Raw genomic sequence first — 16,704 nt, 5'->3', positions numbered from 1 at the left:
ACGAACTCCGCTCGAAGGTGTCGACCGGCTACGCGCGGGGGCGACTTCCAGGGCCGCGCGAACGCAAGAATTAGGCAGATGGCTCACATGACCTATTATGTCGCTCTACCGTTCGTTTTCTCCTGCGACGGCGTGGCCGCCGGGGAGGCAACGGAGTGCTTCAGCGCCAATGCCGCGGTCATGCGGGCCGAGGCGCTATCCCGGAAGCCCGATCATGCCGGCGCCGTCGCGTTCTCGCGGACCGGAGATCCGTCCAGCGGCGACTTCACCGACGCCACGCTGATCCGGAAGTTCGGTGACGACGTGCCAGACGACCTGAGCGCGCTGTGAAGCTCGACTGGCTCCGTGGCGAGATCACGCGCATGCGCGGGCAACTCCGCGCCCAGGAGCGGGAGATCGGGATGCTGCAGCGGGCGGGCGTGCCGACAGCGTCAGCCGAACTGCTGCTCTCGAGAATGCGGGCGAAGGTCGACGATCTCTGTCGCGAGCGGGACACTCTCCGGAAAGCGGCGTTCGCCTGACGCGACCGGCGTCACTGCGCCTCCAGATCCCAGCTGCCAGCGCTGCCGACGCGAGCACGCTTGACGACGACAGGGATGGCCCGCACCCCGCCCGCGTGCCGGTGGCGGGCCTGGACCGGCCTGCTTCTGTCGTTGCGCCAAGCGTCCGCGTCCTGCTGCAGAGCCTCGCCCAGCCGCCTTCGGCCTGGGCGAGGCTCTGTCATGCCGATTGAACTGTCCGCATGCCTGCGTCTGTCACGCCGCCAGCCGCGACACCGAGAAGCGGCGCTTCGGCTTGCCGCCGGGCGGATTGCGAGGGCCATCGTCCACTTCGCAGAGAGCGTCAAGGACGGCGTCGATGCCGACGGGTGCCTTCAGTCCCTCTGGGGCCCGCAGCGCCCTGCCTCGTAACCATTTTGCTCTTTGGAGGATCTGGCTATGCGCAGCTACGACCTTTCACCGCTCTGGCGTTCGACCATCGGCTTCGATCGTCTTTTCGATCTCGCGGAATCCGCCCAGCGCGCCGCTGAAGACAATTATCCCCGTACAACATTGAACGGCTCGGCGATGATCGCTACCAGATCTCGCTCGCGGTCGCCGGCTTCTCGCCCGAGGAGATCTCGGTCACGGCCGAGCACAACGTCGTCACGATCGAGGGAAGCAAGCCCGAGAAGGCCGAGCGCGAGTATCTCTATCGCCGGACACCACCGGTGCCCGCCTGGGACCCCGGGCCCAAAAGGCACCCGGAAGCCACCCTGCGGTGGCGCCTGAGAAATTAGACAAACCGGTTTTGGTTTCAAGGGTCGGCCCGAAAAATTTTCGGGTGCAGCCGGGGCCGATCTCTGACGCCCGACAGAGGCTGCGAGCCACCGTTAGCGTTCCCCGCGCGAGACCGAGCTCGCAAAATCAGGTGCTGGCGCGTGAGAGCCAGTTCACACGCGGTAGCGGGAGGAGCTGCTAAGGCTGGTGCGTGGTTTTCAGAGGAGACCGAACCATGGAATGGGCGGCCAAGGCGCTGGCACGCGCGACCGGCACGGACAAGGACGTCGAAGAACTCAAGGCGGTCGCGATCTTCTGCGGCGCCGGGCTGTTGCTATCCCTCTCAGCAGCCATGGTCTTCCCGGACCTCTGGTCCGCCCTCTTCTGAGCGATTGCCACGGACCACGCCGAGTGGCACCAAGCCCCCGCCGTTCTTGACTCCCAGGGCATCGGCATACTCAACTCCGCCGATTGATGTCGTGGGGTTGTGTCATGGAGCAGGAATTCTACCAGGGCCTCGCCCATCGGGTCCGGACCCTCGCCGAGAAGGCCGATCCGTTCACCAGGCGACGCCTGCTGGATCTCGCCAAGCGATACGATGCGAAGAGCGATCAGCCACCCCGCCCTGCAGCGGCCGAGCGTCCGCTGCCGGTACCGCGGACGACGCCACCGGCGTCCATCTTCTCCGGACCCGGCGAAGCCTAAGGTGTGGACGGCGGCTGCCATCGCTGGATAATTGAACGGCTGCGGGTCAAGACGCGTTCGCTCGGACTCGCTCGCGTCCTTCGCGAGCGGCGGCAGCGGAGGCGCGGGCGCAATGACCGTCTGAGCCGCAGCCACCTCGACCGGCACATCGACGACCTTGCGCCCCTCCATGAATTCGAGCACGGTCCGCCCCTTGTCGATGATCTTCCACCCGCCGTTTTCGCGATCGACCAAACCTTGCGAAAAGACGTCGAGTTCCGGCACGCGCGCGGCCAGCCGCCTGGTGCGGTCGGCCCAGTCCCGGACGCTGGTCGCCAGGATCGCCATGTCGCGCTTGATGTCGTCCATCACGGCGAAGCCGCGAAAAAGCGAGCGCTTCAACAGAAAACGCGGGTCTTGGCGCTTGACGTCGAAACCTTCGTGCGAGTCGAATGGCCAGATGACGCAAGCAAACTCCTATTTGGCGCAAGCGCGGACCGACTACTCGTCTGGGCACTATGAGCGATCAATGAAAGCGCTAAATGCCGCGCTTTCGATCGAGCCGCACCAAGTCATAGCTCTGACGCTGCGCGATCCGCATATGGTCTGCTTCACCGCCTGGAAGGGCAATGTCGGACATCTCTAAATCCTTGGAGATAAATCCCAACAACTTCCATGCCTATTGGTTGCGGGCGCGCTTGCGTCCAGGCGCAAGCGCTGGCGACGGCGTCAAACCCCGACTCCGAGAGCTTTTCGTGAAAAATAGTAGACCGCTGCCGTGGTGGCTGGAGTTCGGGGAAGTCCGCCCGTCGGGCCGTTTGGCTGACCTTTTCGGCGATGCTCGCCGGCTCAATCATTCATCGCGCTTGCGGCGACATCCGAATGCGCCGACCTCGGTTCAACTGCCCATCCGCCGCCGATCCGAAGTGTTTGGGCGGGACTGCTGGTGGTGGCGGCTCAGCCGATCATCGGCGGAGGGCCGGTATGGTTCTTCCTCGTCTGGATCCCGCTGTGTTCGTACTTGGCGAAGCTGGTTGCGAGCCGGCATCGTCCGCGGCTGATCAGGGAGGCCGAAGCGGAGGCGGCGCGACGCTGGGATCAGACCACTTCCGCAGTCGAGTCGTTTTCAAAGCGAACAACGGGGTGATCGAATCGTTCTTAAAGTCAAAACCGAGTCATTTTCAAAATGCGAGGTCCTGGATTATCAACGGGATAGCCGAGTCGTTTTCAAAGTGGCCCCACAAGTCCGCGGCGGCGCCCATGCTGGTGCTGATGCTGGGGATGGTGCTGGTGCTGGTGGAGGGGATGATGATGCCGGTGATGATGCCGCTCACGATGATCGTCGGCATGCCGATGAGCAGCAGCATCATGCGGATCACCATCATGGTGCCGCCGATGATCGGCGCCGGATATGCCGGCCCTCAGTCTTTCGATCCTGACTGTTAGGCGCGGGCCGCGGTGTCTCTCTTAGCGAAAAGCGGCTCCGCGCTGTCTACCACTTCTTTCGGAAGCATCTTCAGCTGCTCTGCGTCGAATGGTAGGTGAGTGAGATAGTTCGCGACCAGAGCCCCGACGGCTTCCGCCTGTGCTGCATCTCGTTGTCGCTTGAGCGGCTCCCTGTCCGCACGCCGGGACAACCAAAGCTTATGGGCGGCCCAAACCCGCGGGTCTGGAGCGACGATGCGCACCGGTTCGCCCTTCTCGTCGATCGCGGTTGCCTCGAAAGCCGGCGAATTCTGCAGCCAATCGAGTCCTTCGATTTGAACGGCAGTCAGGTCTTCGGGGTCCGAGCCGATTTTATCCGGGGCCTTCTTCCAAGGAGGGCTCTGCATAGGTTTGATCAGATCGACGAGATAGCCGTCCCGGTTTACGGCGCGGAACGTCTGCTTGGCGCGCTCGAAGCTGGTGTCGACACGTTGGAGTATCTTCAGCAACGAAGACTCGGAAACGTCGTCGTCCGCCACAAACGTAAGGCCGCCGCGCGCGTCGAACAGAAGATCGATGTCTTCCGTCGTGGCCAAGCCAGGATCGATTCTGACGCCGGAGGAGGCCTCATAAGCGTAGATGGCGTTTGTTCCGAGAATCCGAATGCCGGAACCTAACATTCCGAAGCCATCGAGAGCGCGCATGATGCGGGCACCGATCAGAGGGACGCGACCCAAGCCGAGTGCGCGATTGACCGCGGCTTGACGGTCCATCGTGTCGCGCAAGTTCCTCAGTCGGTTTTCCGCCGCTGCTCGCTTAGCCTCGAAGTCGACCTTCATCTTTTCGGTTTCGGCCGAGCGCGTGCCGAGCGAGCTTTGCTTTCGGAGGCCCGCTTTATCGTAGTAGCTCCGGACGAGGTATTCGTGGCCTTTGGACTCAATCCAGGTCAGGGAACCGCGATGAGCATCGTACGCCTCCTTGGCATCCCGCAAGGCCTGAAAGCGCTGCTGGCTATTGACCACCTCGCGGCGCTGATCATTGTTAAGCTCTTGAAAATCCATGGTTTCAACACTTCGATTAGTATGACGTCCCTCACTGTTGAAACCGTATTTATCATTAAAAATCAACGGTTTCAACAGTTCCATCGCAGATGTAGCCAAACTGTTGAAACCGGGACTTTTGTCTCCATCCGGCTGCCGTCCATCCGCCTTGCTACCCGCCCCATCGAACCACCGGTCCAGCGCCTGTCTATCGGTTTCATTTTCCGCGTACGCAACATCGCGATCCAATTGAGAGATGAGATCTGCCAACTGTCGATCGTCCAACGAAGGCACCAGGTCGACTTGCTTCGTTTTCAATCACCCGCAGGCGGACGCCTTCTTCGTAGTGCTTGAAAGCTTCTCTCAGATGCTTCGGCAGCCATCGTTCGTAGTTGGCAAGATCGACCCGGAGAGCACCGTCGTACCGGCTCCGGGCAAAACGGCTACGGAAGAGTTCCTGATACTCCTCGGCCCGATTAGCTCGCGCTCTGGCCACATGCGCTTGCTTGGAGATGGCGCCGCTTCCGGACGAGCTGCGGGACAGCATGCCGGCGCTCGCTGCCGGTCCCGCTCCCGCATGCGAAAGCCACCAAGTTCACGCGGCGTTCTCTGCAAAGCCGCCTTCGATATAGGCTGCCGGTCCTACCTGCATGCGGCGCAAGACCTGGTGGTAAGTGGAGGAGCTTGCCTCGTAGACGGTCTCTACGACCGACGCGGGTGCAGCCCGGGGCAATGTCGCAAACGTCTCGTTGAGGACGCGCCCATCCATTTGGCTAGGGGCGGCAATTCCCAGGAGATGCAGGATGGTCGGCGCGATGTCGCAGATTCCCGATGGAACTTCTGAAAGGCTGCCCGAGCGGAAGGCAGGTCCGGCGAGAATGCCGACCGCCGCCAACTCTTTAGGATGCAAGCCGCCATGTACTCCCAGTCCGATCGGCGCGTCGTTGCTCCAGGTTCGGCCGATGAGGCCGAATGGATCGAATTCACTATCGGCGCGATAGGAGAACAGGATGTCGCTGGAACGGGCATGATCTGCCATCACAAGCTGTCGCGCAAAACTGCCCGGCGCGATGCCGTCGACGTCATTTCGTCCAGCGGTGAAGATCGGTCCGCACCACGGCGCCTTGGTCATTGCTGCGACGGCCCGCCGGATCTTCAGCTCCGAGGGGTCTGCCAGATAAATGGCTCCGACCTGGCCGGGAACGATTATCGCATCTACGTCTTGTCCGGGCGCCGAGCCGCAGCGGAATCCGGCATCTCTGAGCACTTGGTGAACGTCAGCCTGCGCATGGACGCTCACGTGTCCATGATCTGAAACGGCAATGATGTGGACGTCCTGCCGCCGGCCTTCAGCCTCCCACCAGTCCAGAACGCGACCGAATTGCTGATCGGCCCAGGCGAGCGCTTCCAAGGTCCGTACCCCTGCCGTGCCGCAGTAATGAGACGAGCTGTCCGGTTCGCCAAAGGAGAGAATGGTGACGTCCGGCCGAAGCTGTGGCCAGACGATGTCGAGCAAAGCGGCCGTCAGATAGCTCTGCGCTGCGAGGTCGGGCGTTCCTGCTGGCGGGGGCGCCGGGGGCGGACCGATTCGAGCATTCAGCGCCTCGAGAAGAGATCGGGAAGTCGCGAGCCGCGCGAAGTGCCCCGAGATTGTGGGATGACCGAGCGTGCGCGCCTTGTGGTTGAACAAGCGGGTCGTCCCGGCAGAATTCGACGCGAGCACCGCGAGCGTCTTGCCGTGGGCGGCAAGAACCTCGCCGAGCGATGGCACGCCCATGAGACGCCCGCCGCTCAACGTATCCAGGGTTTCGACCAGTTGGTCATCCGCCGTGTCGACGTAGCGGGACGGCACCACTGCACGGTCGAGGTATTGGTTCCCAACCATGCCATGGCGCCCGGGTGATGCGCCGGTAACAAGGCTAGGCATCGCTGCCCGCGTTTCGCTCGGATAGACCGTGGCATTCCGGCCGAGGGTCACGCCCTGGCGCTGCAGCCTGTGAAGATGAGGAGTCGCTGTAGCATTTATAAGATCGGGACGGAGCCCATCGAAACTGACAAGGATGACGCGGCGGGTAGCAGGGGAAGTTACAGAGGCCTTCACGATAATGTCTTGTCCATGCGGTCGCGCAGCCAGTCCCCCACCAGCGAGATGGACAGTGTGGTGAGCGAGATGATCAGCGAAGAGGGGACGAGTATCCAGGGCGCGCGGGTCAGATAGTCACGACCATAGCCGACCATATTGCCGAGGGAGGTGAGCGGGGGCTGCACGCCCAGACCAAGGAAGCTCAGACCACTCTCGAGCAGAATAATATCCGGAAAGGCAAGAGTCATGGTGACGATCAAGGTTGAGGCGATGTTCGGTAGGATGTGGCGCAGGTAAAGGCGGCAAGGTCCTGCGCCCAGCTGGCGTACGGCGACCACATAGCCTTGCGTGTTCGCGCTCATCGCGAGCGCGCGCGTGACGCGCGCGTAGCGCTCCCAGCCATGAAGGCCAAGGAGGGCCACGAAGAGCAGCAGAGAGTTACCCACGAATGCAAGTACCGCGAGCGCTAGAACGAGAAACGGCATGCTGGCCTGGAAATCGACACATGCGAGGATGACCTGTTCGACCCAGCCGCGGAAATGGGCGGCGAGAAAGCCGAGCGTGGTACCCAGGCATGCGCCTATCAACGTGGCTCCAAAAGCAATGAAAAGGCTCATCCGGATCGATATCAGTAAGCGAGCCAGCAGGTCCCTGCCAAGCTCGTCGGTGCCGAACAGATGCAATACGTGCCCGCCGAAGCCAATAGGCGCGGCGAGACGATGCCGAAGATCAAGTGCGGCATAATCATAGGGAGCGAGACGATCGGCCAGGATCGCGATGACGAGCATGAGCGCGAGCCAAGCGATGGCGCCTTGCACAGCAACGTTGCGCCACCGAAGTACTCTCTTCTTCTTAGCGTCAGCAAACGACATCTGTCCGGCAGACATTTCCGCCATCTACGCTCCTCCAGCAGAGCGCGTATCGCGCAGACGCGGATCGAACATACCGTAAAGGAGATCGACTGCGAGGTTCGTTGCGATCATGGCGGCTGCCACCAGCAGCAAGATGCATTGGACCACAGCCAGATCGCGACTTACGACGGAGACGACGAGCAGACTGCCGATTCCCGGCCAGGAAAAGACGCTTTCGACGAGCACCGTCCCCGCGATTAAGTTGCCTACCATCAAACCCACGATGGTCAACACTGGTATGGCGGCATTGGGCAGGGCATGGCCCGTCACGACTCTGCGCCACGGTACTCCCTTGGCACTCGCCGTGCGGATATAGGGTTGCCCGAGCACCTCGAGCATGGCGCTGCGGGTGAAACGAGCCAGAACGGCCGCGCCACCAAGGCCAAGCGTGACCACCGGCAGGACCATATGGCGCACGCTGCCCGCACCACCTGAAGGAAACCAGGGAAGCTCGACCGCAAAGGCGAGCACGAGTACAAGCCCGAGCACGAATGAAGGCACGGTGAAGCCCGCTACCGTCACCATCATCACCAGACGGTCGGTGAAACTGTCGCGCTTGAGGGCTGCATAGATGCCGGCCGGAATGCCTAGGAGAAGATTGAGGGCGAGTGCCGGAGCAGTGAGCATCAGCGTGACCGGGATGCGTTCGGCAACAACCGTGGCGGCAGTACGCCCGTCCCGCATGGATTGGCCGAGATCTCCGTGGACGACCGCAAGAAGATATTTTACGTATTGGACCCAGAGTGGTGCATCGAGCCCCCAAGCCTTGCGAAACGCCTCGACCGCGTCGGCCGACGTTTCAGGCGACAGCATCGCGCGAGCGGGATCGCCAGAGGCTCGCAGAACCACGAAGGCGAATGTGACTACCATCGCTATGGTGAGCACGGCGCGAGCCACCCGAGTCATGATGAAGCGGGTCATCAGGCGACGCTCCCAACTTGGAGACCATCCCTGTTGATCAAATGGCAAGCGACCCTGCGTCCTGCGCCTACGGATGTGAGCTCGGGCACAATCCGTGCGCAGGCCGGAAGAGCCGCCGGACAACGTGGATGGAAGGCGCAGCCGGCGGGCCGCGCCGATGGATTGGGCGGATCACCTTGCAGGATCGTCCGCTCGCTACGCCGTCCAGGCCTGGGTACGGCAGAAACCAGCGCTTTTGAATACGGATGCAAGGGGGCGCGCAGAACTGCATCGGGCGAGCCTTCTTCGACGATCGAGCCGAGATACATCACAGCGATGCGATCACTGATCTGCCGAACGACGCGCAGGTCATGGCTGATGAAGATCATCGCCATGTGCCGCCGCTCCTGCAGGTCACGCAGAAGATTGACGACTTGAGCCTGGATCGAGACGTCGAGCGCGGACACCGGCTCGTCGCACACGATGAGGTCCGGATCGGTCGCGAGTGCTCGTGCCAACACCGCACGCTGGCGTTGGCCACCTGAGAGTTCATGAGGATAGCGCGCCCCGTGATCGGTTCTGAGGCCAACGTCAGCGAGGAGCCTATTGATCAGGTCCGCTCTTTCGGACTTGCGGCCGATCCGATGAATTTCGAGCGGTTCTGCGATTTGCGCCCCGATCGTCAACCGGCGGTCGAGCGCCCCCAGCGGGTCCTGAAATACCATTTGGATTCGCATCCTGAGATGCCGCCAACGGATATCGCTCATCGGCGGCAACTCTTCTCCGCCGAAGCTGACGGTGCCCGCATCCGGTCGTTCCAGGCCAATGAGAAGCCGGCCCGCGGTGGATTTTCCGCAGCCCGATTCGCCAACAAGTCCGAGCGTCTCGCCGCTGGCCAGAGACAGCGACAGTCCATTGACGGCGTGGACCGTCGAGTGACCCCGAAACAGGCCCTGGCGCAAGGAATATCGCCGGACAAGCCCATCGGCTTGGAGAAGCGGTGCGACCGTCATCGTCATGCGGCGACGGTCTCGTCCTGGCACCGCTGGCCGGTGACATGCAGGCAGGCAATTCTGTGGTCGACATTATCGTCCACAGAAGTCAATTCGACAGTGCATTCGCCACAGCGGTCCGTGCGCAGGTCGCAGCGTGGCGCGAAGGGACATCCTGGCGGAAGGTCCGCCGGGCTCGGAACGACACCGGGAATGGCGGCGAGGCGCTGCCGAGGCCCGTCTACATTCGGGAGGGCCCCAACAAGCCCGCGTGTATATGGATGAGTGGGATGGTCGAACAGACGCACGGCGGGTGCTTCTTCAATGATGTGCCCGGCGTAAAGCACCAGCACGCGCTCGCAGATCTCGGCGACAACGCCCAGATCATGTGAGATCAGGACCAGCGCCATGCCTCTTTCGCGTTGAATCTCTTGCAGAAGCTCAAGGATCTGCGCCTGAATAGTGACGTCCAAAGCGGTGGTGGGTTCATCGGCGATGAGGACGTCCGGCTGTCCCGCAAGCGCCATGGCAATCATGACCCGCTGATTCTGCCCACCGGAAAACTCGTGCGGATAGGCGCCAAGCCGCCGCGTCGCATCGGGAATGCCGACCTGATCCAGCAGGCGACGCGCTTCGTTCAGCGCGCTGCGCCTGTCCATTCCACGATGGAGCTGCAGAGCTTCGCCAATCTGATCGCCCACTGTACGCACGGGATTGAGCGCGCTGGTCGGATCCTGAAAGATCATTGCAATTCGGCCACCACGCACCTGTTCCAGATGACGGGCGGGAGCATGGAGAAGCTCTTGGCCAGCAAAGCGTACGCTGCCTGCCGTCCGGGCGCGCGACCCCAAGAGGCCAAGCGCCGCAAGCCAAGTCACCGACTTTCCGCAACCACTTTCGCCGACCATGCCCAGCGCTTCGCCACGGCGGAGGCTAAGATTTATTCCACGCAGCACCGGCACCTGGTCGAAAGCGACCTGCAGCCCAGTAATCTCAAGAACTCGTGTCATCTGATCTCCCTGTCCTGCCAGCGTCGTCGCGGCTGCTCCTGGCGGGGCGGCGTCGTAGGGATTGCGGGAGCCGGGCAGCCCGCGTGGTGGTGCTGCGCGCAAGTGGAGGAACGCGTCATTCATCCTGAATCAGGTCCGGATCAAGGCGCTGTTGAATGGGCCGAAATTGAGATCGAGCGTCAGCCCCGGCAACCAGGGTACGTCGCGCCGCTTGCCATAGAACTGGCCGGACACATGCAAAATCACACAGGGCGGATCGACCTCATTGATGATCTCGAGCATGCGGCGGACGATTGGACGGCGCTGCTCGGGCTCAGCGGTCTCCAGGAGCTGCGCGCCCAAGGCGAAATACTCCTCGTTCTTCCAGACCCCAACCGACTTCGGCAGGGCGCCGCTCGGGCCGTATTCACGCCAGGGATGGCCGAGATGATCCAGAAACAACGCCGTGTTGGAGGTGTCGAAGATCGCCCGCACCGGCTGGCGCTGAACTTGGGCAAAGTTTTCCATCATCTCGATTTTGACGTTCAGGCCGACTGCACGCCACATCTCGATCATGGTTTGCGCGCCAGAGATCTGATTGGGGTAGTAGTTGTTGAGGAGCCGATAAATGATCGGCTCTCCTTTGTAGCCCGCCGCAGCGACCAGCTCCTTGGCCTTATCAGGATCATAAAGCAGCGCGGGGAAATCCTCGATGTAGCCCTGGCCATAACTCGCGAGTTGATAGCCATTCGGAATCGGCAGACGGTTCGCCCACAGGCTCTCGATCAAGAGCTTGCGATCGAGCGCAAGGCTCATCGCACGGCGGATCCGCACATCTTTCAGCACTGGATCGTTCTGGTCGAGCACGAGCGAGCGGATATTCTGTACTGGCCCGCCCGAGATCTGGAGATCGGCGCGCTTCTCGATACGCTCGAATTGATCCGGTGGGATGTCAGTGATGAGGTCGAGCTCGTTGGCAAGAAGGCCGTTCACGCGCGCGGAAAGCTCGGGGACAATGCGATATTCGACGCCCTCAAATGGTGGCCGTCCGCCCCAATATGCATCGTGCGCAGTCAACGTGACATGGATGTCGAGCTTGTGATTGACGAGCTTGTACGGGCCGCTCCCTACAGGAGCTGCCGTCCAGCGCTCCCACGAGCCCGCGGCGGTGAACGCGCGCTTACAGACGATCTCCGCTCCCCAGGAGGCCAGACGCTGCTCAAGCAGTGCGTCGTTCCCTTTGGCGTGGACAATGACCGTATAGGGATCGACGACATCCACTTTGTCGATCCGGTCCAGCGACTGCAGCGCATCGGACATTCCGCTGCGGCCCGGTCCTAAGAGGTGGTCGGGCCCGAGGCTAAAGGCGACATCTTCGGCAGTCAGCGGGCTTCCGTCGTGGAACGCCACGCCTTTGCGCAGGAACAGCCGCAGCGACTGCGCATCAACTCGCTCCCAACGTTCGGCCAATGCCGGCCGCAGCGCCATCCCATTGGCGTGGTCAAAGCCAATGAGGCTCTCAAACAGCTGTGGCATGATCCGCCGAATGGCGGTGTCGGTTGCGATGACTGGGTCAAACGTGCGGGGAAAGCCCGACATGCCAACTCTTAATCGCCGCCGGGCTGGTTTCTTGCCGTCGCTCTCAGCCCAGACGGCGCTCGCGGTCGGCAACAAACCTGCTGCGACCGCACCAGTCAAAGCCTCTCGCCGTGTCAGATGGCTGCGGGTCATCACCGTCTCCCGGAATTCGCTTCAATCAGTACGGAACGCATAGCCTTGACCTTGCGGCGTTCAGCAGATCCTCGCAGAGGCCGAAAACTAAGATCGCTGATCTCGTGCTTGCCAAACGTGTCCGACGTTAGAGCCGCGAAATACTACGCTGCGATGACATTCATCGACTAAGTCGATGTTCACGTGCGCAGATGAGATGACATGAGGCTTCCGGGCAGAGAACGGTGCCTCCTCGGAACTGGGTCGCTACCGGTTGAGCTGAGGACGCTGCCCAACTAAAACGTCATCAGCGCTCTCACTGTTAGCGCAACCAACATGGTCTCGAGTGATCAAGTGTCGCGCGGAAACGATGTCCCCCCTAGCTTCTTGACCAGCTCTGAGGTGCAACGAGACACGACGCCATCATCGAGATGGTTGATCATTAGATCGCAAGAATGCGATCACACCATTGGTCGGCCCGCTTAAGAGCAATTAGAAACCGGCAAGATTTCCGCTTTTCACTCAGGTGCTGACTCTTGTCTCTCGTTTTAGACCGGCTCAGATGTCGTCCGTCCCTCAAAAGCCAAGGTCACGACCGCTTGCGCGGCCCAATTGCGCGATCAGGGCGCCGACGTGACCCCGCTCAGTGAAGGCCAGCCGAATCCGCGAAAGAAGGATTTTTCCGATGTCCTCTGTCAAACGCCTTCGTACTCGCCTGGACGAGACCAGTCTCATCCATGTCATGGCCGCCCATAGCCCTCTTTCGGCTCTGCTGGCCGAAGAGGCCGGGTTCGATGCTTTGTGGGCATCGGGCTTCGAACTCTCCGCGCTTTACGGTCTGCCCGATATGAGCCTGATCTCGATGACCCAGCATCTCGACATGCTCCGCTCGATCGCTGGACGCACGACGCTGCCGATCATCGCTGACATTGACACCGGTTATGGCAATGCAATCAATGTGATCCACGCCGTTCAGGAATACGAGCGAGCTGGCGCCAGCGCTGTGGTGATCGAAGACAAAACATTTCCGAAAGTGACGAGCCTTATGGCTGGCGGACGCCAGGAACTGCTTCGCGTGGAGGAGTTCCAAGGCAAGATCGAGGCCGCTGTTGCGACAAGACGAGACCCAAATTTTCTCGTTATCGCCCGCACCGAAGCCCTGATTGCGGGTCTCGGCGAAACGGAAGCTCTGCACCGAGCAAAAGCTTACGTAGAGGCCGGCGCCGAAATGGTGCTGATCCATTCGAAAAAGAAGGATGCATCAGAGATCGAAAGCTTTTCGCGCGCCTGGGGCGGATCGGTGCCGCTAGCGATCGTGCCGAACGCGTACCCGGATCTCGACGCCGAGCGGGTCAAAGCACTCGGGAATATCCGCGTAATGATCTACGGCAATTACGGTATCCGCGCTGCTGCAACTACGATGAGAGAGACCTTCCGCCGAATCATTGCCGATGGCGGCGTCCAGAACGTCCACAAGGATATTCTGCCGGTCGAAGAGATTTTCGACCTCCAGAACGTGGATAGCGTCAAGGCGGCCGAAGCTCGCTTCCTTCGCTAGATCTCTTGTCCAAGACGGCGTCATTGCGTCTGAGCTCTGCTCGGGCGCAGTTTTTGCTGTTCGACAATTGCTGTAAACGCCCCTCTCCTACCGCGCAAAGAGCGATCACGCCAGCCGATCTAGCGGCACGATTTCGTCGCGCCTTTGGAAACCAATGTGCGCACCTAGAAGTGAGCTCGTTCGCACGGATTGCACCGCGTCTGAGCGAAATCGCTTTCGCGCGCGACCTGCAGTTGGTATCTAGTAACCCGGCTGCGATCATCGAATAATGTGATGGACTATTGGTTTCTGGCAATGCCCTCCTGCGAGAACTGACGGGCATGCCCGAAATTCCGGAGCACAAAATGGCTACCGAAACGGATGAAGTGCCACTCAATGCGATCCGGGTATTCGTCACAATTGCGCGCGAGGGAAGCGTAACCCGCGCGGCTAGCGCCTTGAGAATGACCCAGAGTTCCGTCAGCCGCTACCTCGCCGTGCTGCAGGAGTATCTGGGCAGTGACCTCATGCAGCGTCGCGGCCGGCGTAGCGAATTGACGGAATTCGGACGGCTTTTTGCGAACACGGTTGCAGAACCGCTGGATACCGTTTGCTTCACCGCTAAGAGAATGCGCCGACGGAATCGTCGAGACACCAATCGGATTGTAGTCCGCACGTCACTCTCGACTTTCGCTTACGCCTTTCTGATTCCAAATCTTCAAGCTTTTTCTAATGAAATGGGCGGCGTAGTTGTGGATGTGATTAGCTCACTTTCGCAACCGACGTCGTCCGACGATTACGACATTTTGATCACACGGGATCTTTCCGTCATCGAGCCGGCAGATGATTGGGAAATCTACAACGAGCAACTCGTATGTGTGGGCTCACCAAATCACGTCGATGGCAAGAGCCTCCCGGTTGTTCGCACAGTACCCATCCTGAACATCACATCCCGGCCCGACATAATGCCGACATGGCTGCGGGCCATGAACCTGACCCCAAAGGATATAAAATCGGGAGCGCGATATGATCACAATTACCTGGCCCTGCCGGCGGTGATGACGGGCAAATGTCTTCTCGTCGCGCCCGAAATCATTGTAAGTGACCTGGTACGTGGTGGAGCTCTCAATGTGATTCCACGATCGCGCACTCCCAGCGGCATGCAGTATCGCGCCTATGCTGTCGACCGAGGCGATAATCCCGAAATGTCTCGCGCTTTTTGCCGGTGGCTCGTTCGTCTTTGTAAGAAGACCGCCCTTGCGGAGACGGCATAAGATTGTCGTAGCAGCATTCCAACTTGCTTGAAGATCTCAACCTAGCACCCGTTTTTTGAACGTGAGAGCAAAGCCTGCAACGACGAAGCTCGGCCCAAAACGGTCCTTCAACGCCGTTTGAAAACCGCCGTATGCTCAGCTCTGATTTAGATACTAATTGCAGAAGGCCCCCGGCGGGCATGCCGGAGGCCTCCTTGGAGGTTAACTTCGTTCTTTGAGCCCTCTTTTCTCCTTCCGCTGGTTTAGACAGAGCCTCACCAGTTCCGCTGAGCCCGCAAGAGCAGGGTCAGCGTGCTCTGATCTTTCAATTCGTAAAGAGCCGCCGGCTTGGCGACCGCAGACTGCACAGGCAGTGTCACTGTACTTCCGCTCGCGTACTTTTGGTCGAGCATGGTGTAGGCGAGATCTGCCGTGAAGGTCAGGTTCTTGACCGGTGTCCACCGCGTGACGACGCCGACAACCCCATAGTTGAAATCAGGATTACAGCCAGCATTGCCGCTCGACAGCGCAAGGTTGGCTACGAATGCACCGCAGATGTAGCCCTTCGCTGCGCTGTTATACCGAACGGCGCCCCAGCCGCCGTAGATGGCACTATTCCAATGAGGATCCCAGTTGTGTGTGTAACCAGCATGGAAGCCGTACGTCGTGGTTAGCTCCTGGCCCGCACCGGCAACGAACACGGAGTCAGACAAGCCCGCCAGGCCGACGCTTTGATAAGCACCTGCCAGCCCCGTGCCGCCGTACATCGCGTAGGTGGTTGGCATCAAGTCGTTGAAGTTGTAGCGGGTCGCGCCGTTGGTATAAGCGCCTGACACGTTGATCGTGTCACCGGGTCCAGTCGGGATGTTCTTGATTGACAAGGCCAAAGCAGCAGCCCAGCCCCACTTGTCGTCCGGATGCCCGGTCGCCTCGTCGCCACCGTAGTACCCAGCATGGTTGTCATGCGCCGCGAACGACGCCTGGAAGAGACCCCACGCCTGGTCAATACGAACCATCGCGACGAGATCTGGAGACGATGAACCGCCGATGTTGTTGGTACCATATGCACCGGTCGCGAGGACGGCCGCCGTTGCTCCACTTACATTCCAGATATTGGTCGTGCCGTAGGCGACCTGATCCTGAGCTGAGAAAGCAGCCGTGATGCCTTGTCCGAAGTCGGCGGTATAGGTGAACTGGTTCACGCCCGTGACCCATCCGCCGCCGCCCGGAAGATCATCGAACTCGTTGCCTGGATAGTTGGTCCAGGGCGCCGAGAACTGTGAGACGGCCTTACCCATCGTAAAGCCTGCGAACTGGATAAAGGCGGAGTAGACGCCGAGCGAACCACCAGCGACCTGTGAAGCGGTCGACGTTGTGTAAGCGGTCGCCCCATTGACGGCGCTCGTGCCGGCGCCAGTATAGCCGCCCGACGTCCAGGTGAACACGCCCGAGAAATAGGTGCGAACGAGGCCGTACTCAGTCGCGGTGCGCGTGTCGATGCTCAGTCCTTCACGAGCGCGCCAAGTGTAGCTGTGGCTTAAACGGTTGCGTGCTCCCGCTACGCCATTGGCGGCCGGGTCAAAATCGCTGTTGCTATTCGCGACAAAGTCAGTGCGCAGATATCCGCCAAGCTTGATGCAAGTGTCCGAGCCAGGGATGTAGTAGAAGCCGGCGCTGTACAGTGAGCAAACCTTCACGTACTCCACTGCTCTGGCTTTGACTGGCAGGTCAGCAGCGTGTGCCCCACTCGACGCGAGAGACGCCGACGCAAGAGTCAAAACAACATTCTTGATTGTTCGAAGTAAGCGAAAGTTCGTTTCTGAGAGTGTCATTGTCCCTATCCACTGGAGGTCAGCATTTGTGCGGCCGACGCAGTATCGTTGGGACGCAATCGTTTGGTGACGGAGATCAAGTAATCCGA

14 protein-coding genes and 2 pseudogenes are annotated in these 16,704 nt (G+C 60.6%); 7 read left to right on the top strand and 9 right to left on the bottom strand.

Annotated elements, in window-relative coordinates:
• The first annotated feature begins 78 nt into the window (after nt 1-78).
• The 4 genes and pseudogenes from ABIB00_RS20055 (at nt 79) to ABIB00_RS20040 (ending at nt 1,964) form a co-directional block, all read left to right on the top strand.
• Nucleotides 79-330, top strand: coding sequence for a hypothetical protein (locus tag ABIB00_RS20055; protein WP_354105553.1), 252 nt, complete (start codon nt 79-81; stop codon nt 328-330).
• Entirely contained in the window at nt 327-521 is a 195-nt protein-coding gene (locus tag ABIB00_RS20050; RefSeq protein WP_354105552.1) for a hypothetical protein, read from the top strand. Before ABIB00_RS20055 ends, ABIB00_RS20050 begins: the two co-directional genes overlap by 4 nt.
• A 417-nt stretch (nt 522-938) precedes the next feature.
• Nucleotides 939-1,198 (top strand): annotated as a pseudogene (hspD, locus tag ABIB00_RS20045) (small heat shock protein HspD); the annotation flags it as partial.
• 553 nt (nt 1,199-1,751) lie between these two features.
• Nucleotides 1,752-1,964 carry a hypothetical protein gene (locus ABIB00_RS20040; protein WP_247369653.1) on the top strand — a complete coding sequence of 71 codons (213 nt, stop codon included), beginning with the start codon at nt 1,752-1,754 and terminating at the stop codon, nt 1,962-1,964.
• Between the two features lie 158 nt (nt 1,965-2,122).
• Here ABIB00_RS20040 and ABIB00_RS20035 read toward each other — a convergent pair.
• Nucleotides 2,123-2,312, bottom strand: a pseudogene (locus ABIB00_RS20035) (hypothetical protein); the annotation flags it as partial.
• Nucleotides 2,313-3,203: 891 nt separating this feature from the next.
• On the opposite strand from ABIB00_RS20035, the gene ABIB00_RS20030 reads away from it, so the two are divergent.
• A complete protein-coding gene (locus ABIB00_RS20030) occupies nt 3,204-3,389 on the top strand; it encodes a hypothetical protein (RefSeq protein WP_354105551.1) in 186 nt (61 codons plus the stop codon).
• Here ABIB00_RS20030 and ABIB00_RS20025 read toward each other — a convergent pair.
• The 7 genes from ABIB00_RS20025 to ABIB00_RS19995 form a co-directional block, all read right to left on the bottom strand.
• The gene (locus tag ABIB00_RS20025; RefSeq protein ID WP_354105550.1) at nt 3,386-4,678 is read right to left on the bottom strand and encodes a GSU2403 family nucleotidyltransferase fold protein; all 1,293 of its coding nucleotides are present in this window, start codon (nt 4,676-4,678) and stop codon (nt 3,386-3,388) included. The genes ABIB00_RS20030 and ABIB00_RS20025 overlap by 4 nt on opposite strands.
• A gap of 325 nt (nt 4,679-5,003) precedes the next feature.
• A complete protein-coding gene (locus tag ABIB00_RS20020; protein WP_354105549.1) occupies nt 5,004-6,509 on the bottom strand; it encodes an alkaline phosphatase family protein in 1,506 nt (501 codons plus the stop codon).
• On the bottom strand, nt 6,506-7,363 hold the full coding sequence (locus ABIB00_RS20015; protein WP_354105644.1) for an ABC transporter permease: 858 nt from the start codon (nt 7,361-7,363) through the stop codon (nt 6,506-6,508). Before ABIB00_RS20015 ends, ABIB00_RS20020 begins: the two co-directional genes overlap by 4 nt.
• A 24-nt stretch (nt 7,364-7,387) precedes the next feature.
• Nucleotides 7,388-8,323 (bottom strand): ABC transporter permease, encoded by a 936-nt coding sequence (locus tag ABIB00_RS20010; RefSeq protein ID WP_354105548.1) that lies wholly within the window; start codon nt 8,321-8,323, stop codon nt 7,388-7,390.
• A complete protein-coding gene (locus tag ABIB00_RS20005) occupies nt 8,323-9,321 on the bottom strand; it encodes an ABC transporter ATP-binding protein (RefSeq protein ID WP_354105547.1) in 999 nt (332 codons plus the stop codon). Before ABIB00_RS20005 ends, ABIB00_RS20010 begins: the two co-directional genes overlap by 1 nt.
• Entirely contained in the window at nt 9,318-10,304 is a 987-nt protein-coding gene (locus ABIB00_RS20000) for an ABC transporter ATP-binding protein (protein ID WP_354105546.1), read from the bottom strand. The genes ABIB00_RS20005 and ABIB00_RS20000 overlap by 4 nt, the downstream gene beginning before the upstream one ends.
• Nucleotides 10,305-10,433: 129 nt before the next feature.
• Nucleotides 10,434-12,014: an ABC transporter substrate-binding protein gene (locus ABIB00_RS19995; protein WP_354105545.1), complete on the bottom strand. Its 1,581-nt coding sequence runs from the start codon at nt 12,012-12,014 to the stop codon at nt 10,434-10,436.
• Nucleotides 12,015-12,678: 664 nt separating this feature from the next.
• On the opposite strand from ABIB00_RS19995, the gene ABIB00_RS19990 reads away from it, so the two are divergent.
• Together ABIB00_RS19990 and ABIB00_RS19985 are read left to right on the top strand one after the other, a co-directional pair.
• On the top strand, nt 12,679-13,551 hold the full coding sequence (locus ABIB00_RS19990) for an isocitrate lyase/phosphoenolpyruvate mutase family protein (protein WP_354105544.1): 873 nt from the start codon (nt 12,679-12,681) through the stop codon (nt 13,549-13,551).
• 344 nt (nt 13,552-13,895) lie between these two features.
• On the top strand, nt 13,896-14,804 hold the full coding sequence (locus tag ABIB00_RS19985; RefSeq protein WP_247282215.1) for a LysR family transcriptional regulator: 909 nt from the start codon (nt 13,896-13,898) through the stop codon (nt 14,802-14,804).
• A gap of 254 nt (nt 14,805-15,058) precedes the next feature.
• Here the strand turns inward: ABIB00_RS19985 and ABIB00_RS19980 are convergent, their stop codons facing one another.
• On the bottom strand, nt 15,059-16,615 hold the full coding sequence (locus tag ABIB00_RS19980) for a porin (RefSeq protein ID WP_354105543.1): 1,557 nt from the start codon (nt 16,613-16,615) through the stop codon (nt 15,059-15,061).
• Between the last annotated feature and the right edge of the window lie 89 nt (nt 16,616-16,704).

This window comes from Bradyrhizobium sp. LB14.3 (assembly GCF_040547985.1).
In the GTDB taxonomy this organism is placed as follows: Bacteria; Pseudomonadota; Alphaproteobacteria; order Rhizobiales; family Xanthobacteraceae; genus Bradyrhizobium.
This window is presented reverse-complemented; position numbering and strand designations above follow the sequence as displayed.